The 12609-nt window shown below is 39.3% G+C and carries 12 protein-coding genes, 1 pseudogene and 1 riboswitch; of the genes and pseudogenes, 5 read left to right on the forward strand and 8 right to left on the reverse strand.

Annotated elements, in window-relative coordinates:
* Positions 1-16 precede the first annotated feature (16 nt).
* Together RE409_RS02765 and RE409_RS02770 are read right to left on the reverse strand one after the other, a co-directional pair.
* Positions 17-214 carry a hypothetical protein gene (locus RE409_RS02765; protein WP_201183054.1) on the reverse strand — a complete coding sequence of 66 codons (198 nt, stop codon included), beginning with the start codon at positions 212-214 and terminating at the stop codon, positions 17-19.
* Positions 215-258: 44 nt separating this feature from the next.
* Entirely contained in the window at positions 259-1140 is an 882-nt protein-coding gene (locus RE409_RS02770) for a DMT family transporter (protein ID WP_309558492.1), read from the reverse strand.
* A gap of 181 nt (positions 1141-1321) precedes the next feature.
* On the opposite strand from RE409_RS02770, the gene megL reads away from it, so the two are divergent.
* The 5 genes and pseudogenes from megL to RE409_RS02795 all read left to right on the forward strand — a co-directional run bounded on the left by megL (position 1322) and on the right by RE409_RS02795 (position 7077).
* On the forward strand, positions 1322-2497 hold the full coding sequence (megL, locus tag RE409_RS02775) for a methionine gamma-lyase (protein ID WP_309558494.1): 1176 nt from the start codon (positions 1322-1324) through the stop codon (positions 2495-2497).
* 585 nt (positions 2498-3082) lie between these two features.
* A riboswitch (FMN riboswitch) is annotated at positions 3083-3213 on the forward strand.
* A 144-nt stretch (positions 3214-3357) separates the two neighbouring features.
* A complete protein-coding gene (gene ribE, locus RE409_RS02780; RefSeq protein ID WP_201183046.1) occupies positions 3358-3996 on the forward strand; it encodes a riboflavin synthase in 639 nt (212 codons plus the stop codon).
* A 19-nt stretch (positions 3997-4015) separates the two neighbouring features.
* Positions 4016-4654 (forward strand): annotated as a pseudogene (gene ribB / locus RE409_RS02785) (3,4-dihydroxy-2-butanone-4-phosphate synthase); the annotation flags it as partial.
* Positions 4655-4734: 80 nt separating this feature from the next.
* Positions 4735-5205, forward strand: coding sequence for a 6,7-dimethyl-8-ribityllumazine synthase (gene ribE / locus RE409_RS02790; RefSeq protein WP_056522523.1), 471 nt, complete (start codon positions 4735-4737; stop codon positions 5203-5205).
* A gap of 705 nt (positions 5206-5910) precedes the next feature.
* A complete protein-coding gene (locus tag RE409_RS02795) occupies positions 5911-7077 on the forward strand; it encodes a DHH family phosphoesterase (protein WP_201183042.1) in 1167 nt (388 codons plus the stop codon).
* Positions 7078-7341: 264 nt separating this feature from the next.
* On the opposite strand, the gene RE409_RS02800 is transcribed toward RE409_RS02795, so the two are convergent.
* From RE409_RS02800 to mreBH, 6 genes are all read right to left on the reverse strand, one after another.
* Positions 7342-8208 carry a YihY/virulence factor BrkB family protein gene (locus RE409_RS02800; RefSeq protein ID WP_190270389.1) on the reverse strand — a complete coding sequence of 289 codons (867 nt, stop codon included), beginning with the start codon at positions 8206-8208 and terminating at the stop codon, positions 7342-7344.
* Positions 8209-8352: 144 nt separating this feature from the next.
* Positions 8353-8805: a hypothetical protein gene (locus RE409_RS02805; protein WP_201183040.1), complete on the reverse strand. Its 453-nt coding sequence runs from the start codon at positions 8803-8805 to the stop codon at positions 8353-8355.
* Positions 8806-8935: 130 nt separating this feature from the next.
* Entirely contained in the window at positions 8936-10162 is a 1227-nt protein-coding gene (locus tag RE409_RS02810) for a cation:proton antiporter (RefSeq protein ID WP_056522512.1), read from the reverse strand.
* Positions 10163-10168: 6 nt separating this feature from the next.
* The gene (locus RE409_RS02815; protein ID WP_053344355.1) at positions 10169-10666 is read right to left on the reverse strand and encodes a cation:proton antiporter regulatory subunit; all 498 of its coding nucleotides are present in this window, start codon (positions 10664-10666) and stop codon (positions 10169-10171) included.
* Between the two features lie 52 nt (positions 10667-10718).
* Positions 10719-11282 (reverse strand): tyrosine-type recombinase/integrase, encoded by a 564-nt coding sequence (locus tag RE409_RS02820; protein ID WP_053344356.1) that lies wholly within the window; start codon positions 11280-11282, stop codon positions 10719-10721.
* 304 nt (positions 11283-11586) lie between these two features.
* Positions 11587-12594, reverse strand: coding sequence for a rod-share determining protein MreBH (mreBH, locus tag RE409_RS02825; protein ID WP_201222260.1), 1008 nt, complete (start codon positions 12592-12594; stop codon positions 11587-11589).
* Between the last annotated feature and the right edge of the window lie 15 nt (positions 12595-12609).

A 12609-nucleotide genomic window follows, 5' to 3' on the forward strand; every position in this document is an offset into this window, starting at 1 on the left:
AGACTAGGCAGATGTATTAATACATACCCTCTAAACCAATCATTAACGTCATGAATAAAATATAACAAAGAACAGCTCCCAAAATCGTTTGGTTATGAATACTTTTACCTGCTTTTAGATTTTTCAAAAGTGAAACCATATTACGAAAACACATAACGCTTATTGATGGGATAACGAACAAGTGTATAAACAATAGAGTATCATCTCCACTCATTTTCTTGTTCCCTCCTACAGTTAGAGTATATTTTGAAGAACACTCTACATGGACTTTTCTATTGTCGCAACTTGATGGGATGTCCAGTTAACCAGAAAGATCCCTACGAAGATGAGTGAACCACCTAACGCAACGTACCAGTGGATCGGTTCATCTAGCAAGATGAAACCAGATAAGACGCCAAAAAAGGGAGCTAGAAATAGAAAGGCACTCGTTTTGGCGGAACCTCCTTTTTGTAGTAGGAAAAACCAAATTGAAAATTGTACGATAGAAGCCATAATGGCTAGCCATAATAAAATGAGCATGGATGCCGTTGTGATTATGAAAAAGGGCTGTTCAAAAAGATAAGAGCCAATTAGCAGCAGTAACCCTCCGCAAAGCATTTGATAGGCTGACATGACCCAAGTGTCGATTGCGTGTCCCCAGTTTTTCATCAACAGGGTGGCGAGGGACCAGGAAATGGCTGACATCAATCCGAGAAGGGTTCCTGTTTTTAAATCAAGATGTGCCCCCATTGTGATAAAGACACCGATAAATCCTAGGAAAACCCCTGCCCATTGCTGTGGGGCGTATCTTGTTTTACAAAAGAGCGTTCCAAAAATGATAACTAATAAAGGATTCATAAACGTCAAAATCGAAAGTTCCCCTGCTGAAATGGTCCTAAGGCCTACAAAGATGCAGCCCATGACACCAGCTGTCTGGAATAAACCGATGATAGCCAATTTAGCCCAGTCTATGGTCTTGCTTGGATGAGGTCGTTTGATGAGTTTAACAATTATGGCCATGATCAAACCTGCAAGGATAAATCTTATGGCTGCAAGCAACATGGGAGAAGTATAAGCTAATCCTATTTTTCCGATAGCGAATGACGAACCCATTAAAGCAGTCGTTAAAATGACAAGTAAACCAAAAATGACTTTGTTCATCGTTTCCCCTCCAAAAATCCTTATCTATGAATAGTTAAAATTAGTATTGAATGATTGTAAAATTATAGCATATTGCTGAAGATAGGAGTTTAATAATGAGTGGAAAACACAAATGAAAACGCTTCCTTTATATGGGATATTGACATATGATAGAAATAGACATTGGTGAGGAGGAGACGGTATGGCAGAGAAATATAAGCATATTGAAACGGCAGTAATTCATGAAGGATATGACTCGAAGGAGCATTTAGGAAGCTTAACAACACCACTGTTTCAAACCTCAACATTTACTTTCGAAACGGCCGAGCAAGGAGAAAGACGTTTTGCCGGTTTAGAAGATGGATATATTTATTCGCGTCTTGGAAATCCAACGGTACAGGTGCTTGAAGACAAGATTGCGGCATTGGAGGGCGGGGAAGCAGGGCTTGCTTTCAGCTCAGGGATGGCTGCGGTATCGGCTGTGCTTTTTGCATTAACTAAAACAGATGACCACATCTTGTGTTCACAAGGATTATATGGTTGTACGTTTGGCCTCCTTCAGTTGATGAAAAGTAAATATCGTATTAATCATGATTTTTGTGATATGGATACAGAGGAACAGTTAAGGAAGATGATCCGCCCAGAAACAGCCTGCATCTATGTGGAAACCCCTATTAATCCGACAATGAAAATGATTGATTTACAAATGGTCATGAAAGTCGCGAAAGAATGCAATGTACCGGTTGTAGTCGATAATACTTTTTCGACACCTTATTTACAGAAGCCTCTTGACTATGGCTGTGATGTCGTTCTTCATAGTGCGACGAAATATCTTTGTGGACATGGAGACGTCGTTGCAGGTCTTGTAGTTGGAAAGAAAGAGTTTATCAATCAGGTAGCGGTAACGACTCAGAAAGATATCGGAGGAATTATTTCGCCGTTTGATGCGTGGCTACTACTGCGGGGGTTAAAGACTTTACCAGTTAGGATGGACCGGCACTCTTCCAATGCGTGGGAAATCTTTCGGGAGCTGAAACAGCACCCCCAGGTGAAGAATGTATATTATCCAGGGGATACTAGTTCCCCGGGCCATTATATAATGGAAAAACAGATGAAACATGGTGGAGGCCTTATCTCCTTTGAATTGCAAGGTACGAAGCAGGATGCCCAGAAATTCCTGAATAACTTGAGACTTATCAAAATAGCTGTCAGCCTAGGAGATGCCGAAACATTGATTCAGCATCCAGCTACCATGACTCACTCGGCAGTTCCTGAAGAATCCAGACATCAAATGGGTATCAGCGACCAGCTTATCCGCCTTTCAGTAGGCCTCGAAGCTTGGCAGGACATCTGGCACGATCTTCAGCAAGCCTTTTAGATGGAGTCAGACCCTATTTCCTGGTTTTTTTGATGAAAATGGTGAAGGATAAGATAAGGATTAGAACAGCCAGGATGTAGGATAAAGTGGTGATTGTCGGGTAGAGAGTGCTGTTCCGTACACCAATGCCGATGAACGCCCAGACGAAGACAAGCGGATAGCACCAATCCCGGTTTTTAACTGCGAAGACAAAGGCCAGGATTGTTGCTGCAATCATCATGACAATCACAGGTTACATTAGATATCTCAAATTCTTTCCAGCTAATATAGGTGAGATAGTAAGAAATGTCAGCGACGGCTGCGACGCTTACCCAACCTAAATAAATGGAAAAGGGAATAGGTCGAAAGAGGCATGCTCCACTTTTTTAATGTTTGTATAAATGACAATCAAGTTAATCAAAAGCGCAATAATAATGAACACTAATTTTACTTATTTAACCATTTTGAGCACATAGGAGGTCTTGAAGAAAAATATGTACATTCTTCCTTATACATAGTAAGTTCTTGTTACTAATGGTTCATTTAAGGTTAGAAATTTTACATCTTTACTTTAAGGTGATAAAATATTCAGAGATTCATAATAATTTAGTCCTTCGGGGTCGGGTGAAAATCCCAACCGGCGGTGATGAAGAAATTCTAAGCCCGCGAGCCTGATAAAGGCAGGATTTGGTGAGATTCCAAAGCCGACAGTATAGTCTGGATGGGAGAAGGACGTGTGGAACCCAAGTGTATACGTGCGCCTAATTTTTCAAAAATGAAAATTTTAGGCTTTTTAGGTATACAATTTTTCACTCATTTCTCCTGCTAACTCCTTAGGTCAATCTAAGGGGTTTTTTATATTCTATAAAAGGGGGAAAAACATGTTTACGGGAATCATTGAGGATATCGGTACCGTCCATTCCTTGAAAAAAGGAAAAAGCAGCATGGAGTTGGCGATTCGTTCTGAGAAAATCCTCGAAGATGTTCATCTGGGGGACAGTATTTCTGTCAACGGAGTTTGCTTAACCGTAACGTCCTTCACGCAAAGTCTGTTTACTGTCGACGTGATGCCAGAGACGGTCAAAGCTTCTTCAATCCGGACGTTAAAACTAGGATCACCTGTGAATCTGGAACGTGCCATGAGTGCACAGGGCAGGTTTGGCGGTCATTTTGTTTCAGGCCATATTGATGGTACGGGAACGATAATAAAAAAAGAGCGAAAAGAAAATGCTGTGTATTATGTGATCAATTTGGAAGAAGGACTTAGTAAATTTTGCATCCCAAAAGGGTCAGTTGCCATTGATGGTACGAGCTTGACAATTTTCGGGATAGAGGGAAACCTGCTTACTGTATCTCTGATTCCCCTGACTCATCAAGACACAATATTGGGGCGGAAAGCAGCTGGCGATATCGTTAACATCGAAAATGACATGATAGGGAAATATATTATACATCAAATAAAAAAAAGTGATTCAAAACCAGGACTGAATTTAGAGTTTTTGGCAGAACACGGATTTTAATTAAAGGGCGGTGTAAAAGATGTTCCATACAATAGAAGAAGCGATCGAAGACTTAAAAGCTGGTAAAGTAGTAATCGTATCCGATGATGAAGACCGTGAAAATGAAGGTGACTTTGTTGTATTGGCAGAAAAGGCAACGCCTGAAGCGATTAATTTTATGGCGACCCATGGACGCGGTTTGATTTGTACAACCATTACCGAAGAACTGGCGGCAAAATTGAATTTGCATCCTATGGTCGGTGAAAATACCGATCATCATGGAACTGCTTTTACAGTTAGTGTCGATCATAAAAGTACTTCTACAGGAATAAGTGCATTTGAAAGATCCTTGACCATTCTGGAGCTTCTTAAAGAAGATTCAGTTGCTGGGGACTTCCAACGGCCTGGTCACACTTTTCCGATTGTCGCTAAAGAAGGTGGCGTGTTAATACGGGCAGGGCATACGGAGGCATCCGTAGATTTGGCAAAGTTATGCGGGGCTGCTCCTGCAGGCGTTATTTGTGAAATCATGAATGAAGACGGGTCAATGGCACGAATAACTGATCTAGAAGTTATCGCCGAAAAATTCGATCTTAAATTCATTACGATTGCCGAGCTAACTCGTTATCTCCAACAAAGAAAAATATATGAGAAACAGGGACTTGAATTAAATATTCCGAATGCTTGAAGGATATAAGTGGTTGAAAAATAAAAATAAGAAAAAATTGACATTTGTTTTTAAATTAGGAGGATATGGACATGGGGAAAATTATTGAAGCACAATTAATCGGATCAGGGTTGAAAGTAGGCATCGTGGTAGGAAGATTTAATGAGTTTATTACAAGCAAGCTTTTAGGAGGTGCATTGGATGGCCTTAAGCGTCATGGTGTTGATGAGAATGATGTTGACATAGCGTGGGTACCAGGGGCTTTTGAACTTCCGCTAATTGCGAAAAAACTAGTGAACACAGGCAAATATGATGCAGTTATCGGCCTTGGAACAGTAATTAGGGGGGCCACTTCTCATTATGATTATGTGTGTAATGAAGCAGCTAAAGGCATGGCAGCAGTTTCTCTGGACACAGGCGTACCTGTTATCTTCGGTTTGTTGACTACTGAAAATATCGAGCAGGCTATTGAACGTGCAGGAACAAAATCAGGTAACAAAGGCTATGAAGCAGCCGTTAGTGCTATTGAAATGGCGAACCTTGGAAAATTGATTGAACAGTAAATGGTACACATTAAAAAAGCCGCAGAGAAGAAAATTCTTTTCTGCGGCTTTTTAATGTAGCGAATGTAAAATTACCTGTCAGATTTGGCTAGCTTTTTCAACCCATTAAGCAGTTCCTCAAAGTTCGAGAAATTTCTTGCTATTTTATTGATGAGAGTATCCTGATCTTTGAAGCTTGCCGCCACTTCTTCAATGAAGAAGCGTGTTCACCTGCTCTAGCAGCTTCAATTGAGGCATTCAGAGAAAATAAATTCGTTTGTTTTATATGTCTTCAATCTTTACTAAAACCGCTTGAATGTCTTTATTTTGCTGATCCATTCATCCATTAGTACTCCTTCTGTTTAGCCTTTTCACCAAGGGTATGATGTTCTTAGCAAGGGTGACCATTTCCTTGCTTCTATACTAGTCCTCGTTCCACTTTCCGTAGTAAAGGACTTCATTTTCTCGACAGTGGCGTGCTGGATTCACTTAGAATACATGAAAATATCTCGATTCCAAAGTAATATCTTACCTTTATAAATCGGTATAAATACTGGGAAATAAAGAATTTTATAGGTATGATATGAAAATATTTTATTACAAAAGCTGTTCGTAAATGAAGCATGTTAAAATATGCGGATGTGATTATGCTACAATTGTAAAGATTGCAATTGAAATTCATATCTTAGGGAAAAGTAATTATATTAGTATTTAGGAGGGGTTTGTGTGTACCATCTCTTTACACATAATGATTTAGATGGAGTCGGATGCGGTATTGTAGCGAAGCTGGCATTCGGGGAAGAAGTAGTGGTTAGTTATAATTCAATCGGGAGACTTAATCAGAATGTAGCAGCATTTCTTGAGCAGGCCAAAATTGAGGATACGTTGCTGGTTACTGATCTTTCAGTTGATGAAGATAATGAAAAAGCGATTTCACAGTTTGTTGAAGATGGAGGCAAAGCGCTTCTGATTGATCATCATAAATCAGCGCTGCATTTGAACGAACATGAATGGGCATCTGTAACAGTCGAGCAGGAAGACGGTAAACAAACAGCAGCGACTTCATTATTCTATCAGTATGCAGTTGAAAAAAAATTGTTGGAACCTTCGCGGATTGTTGCTGAATTTGTTGAATTAGTTCGTCAATACGATACTTGGGAATGGGAAGTAAACAAAAATTTAACGGCAAAACGGTTAAATGATTTGTTCTTTATGATTCCGATTGAGGAATTTGAGATGAAAATCGCCCATAAATTATCAACGGCTGAAAGCTTTACTTTTGACGAAGTTGAGCAAACGCTTTTGGATGTTGAGGAAAGCCGGGTTGATCGGTACATAAACAGGAAAAAAAGAGAAGTCTATCAGGCTACGGTTGGTCCCCATACAGCAGGTGTGGTCCATGCTGAGTCCTATCATTCGGAATTGGGAAACGAACTGTCCAAAGAGTTTTCCCATCTGGATTATATTGCAATTCTAATGGTCGGAAGTAAAAGAATCAGCTTTCGGACAATCCATGATGACATAGACGTTTCTGAGGTTGCAGGTAAATACGATGGGGGCGGTCATCAAAAAGCCGCAGGTTGCACAATGTCCGAAAAGGCATACAGTCAATACGTAGAAAAGACCTTCTTTGCCGAGCCTATTAAACGCGATGCTCATAAAAACCAATTGAATATCAAGGAATCCCCAGAGGGTTGCCTGTATTCAACGAGAGAAAAACAAGATATTTTCATCTATGAAGATGAAGAAGAAGAATGGATTGTGGAGATCAACGGAAAACAACAGAAAAAAACATTTGATACATTTGGGGAAGCGGATAAATATATAAAGCGGAAATACGCTGCGTGGCTGGCCCATGATGAAAGATACGAAGAGTTTGTCAATAGAGGGTGAATAGGAAAACGGCTGTCCGAATGTGGGCAGTCGCTTTTTGTTGTGTCTCTAAGACGGAAACCTGACACTTTGTGTAGAATCATCCATAAATCGAAGGAAACGAAGATAAATGGAGACTTTCCGTAGATTAAACTGAAATTTCGTAGATAAAAAGAAAGATTCGTTGATAAAAGTTGTTGATCCTACTCATTTACGTAGGATTGGACTGAACTTTCATAAAAATCAGGCTCAAAAGGGATGCCTTTTGAGCCTGTTTAAGCTATTTCACCTTTTAAGTGGGACAGGATGTACGATGGTACGGGATTGTTTTTTTGGTATAGAATTTTGGCGATGAAGAATTGCGTTGATTTCGCCACCGATTACAAAGATCAGACCACTCAAATACAACCATAACATTAAGATGATAACGCCCCCTAAACTGCCGTAAGTGGACGAATAGTTAGCAAAGTTGCTGACATAGAATGAGAATCCAAGTGATATTCCGAGCCACAGTACGGTTGCGGTCACGGCCCCAGGGATAACGTGTTTAATTGGAAAACTCTTATTCGGTGCAAAGCGATATAAAAAGGTCAATACTAGTGAGATAACGACAACTGCAATGATCCACCGTAATAAGCTGAATAGACTTTGCATTTCTTCAGGAAGCGAGATGACTTGTTGTAATAAATCGATGATCACTTTCCCAAAAACGGGCAGACCTAACATAACGATAAAAGCTACAACCAAGCCTAAGGTTAAGATAATAGAAATAAAGCGGGCTTTAATGAAGTTCCTTGTTTCTTTCACATCATAAGCGATGTTCATTGAATGAATAAACGCATTCATACCGTTTGAGGCTGACCATATGGTGCCTAGGAAACCGAAAGTAAGTAAGCCGCCGTTCCGCTCACTTAATATGTTGATAATATTTTCCTCGATGACTTCCACCGTTTCCGTTGGCATGAATGTTTTTATAGTATCCATGGCTGTCTGAATGTCGATATTCAAATAAGGTAAAATCGAAAGTAGTAAAATGAGCAAAGGGAATAGTGCGAGTAAATAATAATAGGCCTGTTCTGCTGCCAACCCTGTTACACGATCTTCTTTTATTTCTTTGATAAGCTGCTTGCTGAATTTTATCGACTTATTCATCCGGGCATCACTCCTGAATAGTTACTAAGGTTATCTGCTTCTTTTCCCACAGTTCAGGTAAGTTAATCCTCCTATCTAAAGAAAAGAAAAGAAAATGGAAGGTACTTTTTTAAAAAAGGTCTTGATAACCCTTCAGGTTGTCTTTCATTGTATATCTGTTGGTTTTCTTATACTTGTAAGAACAATATAACCCGCAATTATTCCTGTAATTGAATTAAATGTGGTTGATCCATCTGCTCCGAAGTATCCTCCCCAAACCAATGTGGAGAAAGGTAATTCGAATTCAATTATTTCAGTGAAATACAAAATTGGAATAATGGACATGTAAATGAACGGTAATCCAAGGATGAGTAACCTTAGCCAATTCATTTTCCAGTGACCTTTTGTTAAAAAGTTTTTCACGATACTAGGTATCGCGAATATGCCCCCGATGAAAATTGGAAAGAAAGATTGAAACAAAAAATATCCCTTAATCTCATATGTTTCGCGACTAATTAATTCTAGATGATGTTGGTACTTTAAACCATATAATAATACACTTAATAATAGAATTAAGTAGGATAAATAACTAATTGTTCTTTTCCAAGAATGGCTCATAAAATGTTTCCCCCCCCGTCTTTTTACTATTATACGGGAAAATAAGGAAAAAGTTTCGGCGGTTAACATTTGCAGAGCTTTAAAGAAGAAGTGTAAAGAAAGGCCGAACATTTTGTCCGACCTTCCTCTATTACACTTCTTCTTTTTGTTGTTCCTTTTGGACCTTTGGCGGCGTCCATTTGAAGATTTTATTGAGGATATTATAGATATGTTTGGATTCTTTTGTAAGGATCGGTCCAAGAATCGCTAAGGTCAAAACATATAGTGCCGCAAACGGGGTTAGTATTGGCATTAAACCACCTGCAATACCTAGATTGGCGAGAATAATGGAGAATTCACCACGTGAAACAATAGTTAAACCGATATTGGCTGAGGCTTTGTGAGATAAACCAGATTTTCGTCCGGCTATCATACCAGCGACAAAGTTACCGATTATAGTGATGATAACGGCTCCAAGGACCATCCAGACAGCTCCACCAAGGGTAGTTGGATCAATGCTCAAGCCAAAGCTGAAGAAGAATATGGCGCCAAAGAAGTCTCTAAAGGGAATGACAAGTTTTTCTATCCTGTCGCTGTGTTCCGTTTCAGAAAAGACTAGACCAAGCAGTAATGCACCGATGGCCTCTGCAACGTGAATTGTTTCTGAGAAACCTGCGACAAAGAATAGCAAGGCAAACACAACAATAATAAATATCTCATCAGAGGATATATTAAATAATTTGTTGAGTAAACCAGAGGCTTTCCGAGCTATTACGAAAAATATCAGCATATATCCGATGGCGATGAAGGTAGAAAGTAGCGTTCCCCAAATGGAACCAGAATCGCTTAATACCAATCCAGATACGACTGATAAATAAACAGCAAGGAAGATATCTTCAAACATGATGATACCAAGAATGAGCTCTGTTTCGTTATTACCTGTTCTTTTAAGATCGACAAGGACTTTTGCTACAATGGCACTTGATGAAAAGCTGATAATCCCTGTTAATATTAGAACTTCTCTTAAAGGTAGTCCGAGTAGGAAACCATATAGTAAGGCCATTCCAGCGTTGATTAAAATGTAATACGTTCCGCCTGTTACTATATTTTTCCCTGACTTCATTAGCTTTTTAACGGAAAACTCAAGACCTAAGTAAAATAAAAGGAACAATATCCCGATTCTTCCGAGGAACGCTATGATTTCATCACTTTCGATGAAGCGCAGATCAATCAATCCGAAGTTTGGAGCATGGGGGCCAACGAGCATGCCAATGATAATTAATAATGGAACATTTGATATTTTAAATTTACCTGCAACGAGAGCAGCTAATGCTACTAGAAGCAGGGCAGTTCCTACTTCAAAGACTAAATGGTCCATATGTGCTTAGTCACTCCTTTCGTCGGTCAAAAGTTCTCTTGTCAGGTTACGGATATCTTTTCTTTCACCAGATATTACTAGCGTATCGCCTGTTTCGATGATAGAGTCTGGACCAGGATTGTTTAGTTGTTTTTTTCCTTTTTTCGAATGGGCAATAACGGTTACGTTGTAATTGCTCCGAATATCAATCGAACCTATTGTTTGATTGATTGCTCTTGAACCTGGTTCCACCTTGAACCATTCAATAACCAAGTCGCCTAATGACATCTCAATCGTTTCAAGCGCTTGTGGTTTGTAAACCATACCGCCTATGATGGAAGCCATTTGTCGCGATTCCTGATCGTTAAGGGTGATGCTCGATATAACTTCTTCATGTTCATTATCAAAATGGTACAATTCCCGACGACCATCATCGTGAATGACAATCACTAATTTTTCATCATTTCTCGTTATGATTTCAAATTTTTGGCCAATACCAGGAAGTTCGCTTTCTCTAATTTTCACTGGAATTCCTCCTTAAGATAGTTGGTTAGAGTTTTAGAAGATAGAAATATGTTTATAAATTAACATCAATAATCGTTTTGAATTTCTTCTCCTTAGAAATGCCAATGTATTTTAGTGTCTCTGATGGACTTGAATGATGGTAATGCTTTTGTATCAAAGAAAGAGACACTCCTTGTTTATAGGCATGATAGCCAAATGTTTTGCGCATCGAACTCGCTCCGAATTTACCTGTCAGACCTGCACCTTCCACAGCATCATGAATGATTCGGTGAGCCTGTTGGCGCGTAATCGGCTTTTTTGTTTTAGGGGATAGAAATAAAAATTGACCTTCGATAACCTTCGAGCCTTTTAGGTATTCTTGTAAGGCGGTACGAACTTTCAAGTTCAAATAAATTTGAGTGACTTCTTCATTCTCCATTCGTTGCTCATAAAACTCTTTGATTTTTCCTGTTTCATCGAGAACGTTGGAAACAGTGATTTCCAGCATTTCATTTATCTTCATACCCGTATTGATTCCGAGTACAAATAATAAATAATCCCGACTGGAGTGAGCTCGTAAATACGTTTTTATTTTGCTGATTTGATTGATATCCTTAAAGGCTTCCACATATTCCATAGATCTTCTCCTCTTACCAATGTAACATAATTATATTATATCACAAATTATGTTACATTGCATGTATTAAGTCCTATAAGAAAGATTCCCCCAAAAAAAGCAACTCATATGGAAATAAAAAAGTGGTGTCCAAAAGTAAACCTTCTTTTACTTATTCTCTACCTAAACAAGAAAAAATATATCAGTTTAGTGTGTTATATCTTACTAAAATGAGGGGATGTAAGGCATTTCTAAAAAAAATGTAGTTTGGCAGCATAAAACATAAAAAAAGAGGGAATCCCTAAGTTGGAATTCCCTCTCTTTTTTAATAGACTGCTTTTTGTAATTTATGAATGACCTCAAGTGAAAGGCCAGTTCCTATGGCAACTGATTCAAGCGGGTTATCAGCAAGTTGGACTGGTACTACAATTTCATTCGTTAGCCAATCTTGTATTCCATTAAGGAGTGCACCTCCACCAGATAAGATGACACCTTGATCAACAATATCACCACTTAATTCAGGAGGACAGTCTTCCAAAGTGGCTCTGATTGCTTCTAAAATATGAAGAAGCGATTCCTGGATTGCTTCCTGGACGTCAGTGGATGATATCGTAATCGGTTTTGGAAGACCAGTTACAAGGTCGCGACCTCTGACTTCCATGGTCACAACGGAATGTTCAACGAGGGCGTAGCCGATTTCCATTTTTATTTGTTCAGCTGTCCGTTCCCCGATTAACACATTATGTTTTTTTCTTACGAATTGGGAGATATCTTCATCCAATTGATCTCCGCCAATTCTGATGGAATTACAAGAAACTACGCCGCCGTAAGAAATAATTGCCACCTCAGTTGTACCACCGCCGATATCAACGATGACATTAGCAACTGGCTCTTCTACAGGCAGACCTGCCCCGATTGCTGCTGCTACTGGTTCCTCAATAAGGTGGACCTGCTTGGCTCCACAGCTTTTGACTGCATCCTGAATGGCTCTTCTTTCCACAGATGTTGAGCCTGATGGTGTACAGACTACTACACTTGGCTTTCGAATTGATAAGCCTAAAGCCTTGCTTGCTTTTTTCATGATTTCCCGTAGCATTTGTGCGGTTACATCAAAATCCGCAATGACCCCGTCCTTTAGTGGCCGGATCGCAACGATATTTCCAGGTGTTTTTCCAATCATGTTTTTTGCATCCACACCGACTGCTAATACTTTATTAGTCTCTATATCAATGGCCACAACAGATGGCTCATTAAATACGATTCCTTTATTTTTACTGTAAACTAGCGTATTTGCAGTTCCTAAGTCAATGCCTATTTCTGTATTTGATAACATTTAGTCACCCCTCCA

Source organism: Peribacillus sp. R9-11 (genome assembly GCF_031345095.1).
Taxonomy (GTDB): Bacteria; Bacillota; Bacilli; order Bacillales; family DSM-1321; genus Peribacillus; species Peribacillus butanolivorans.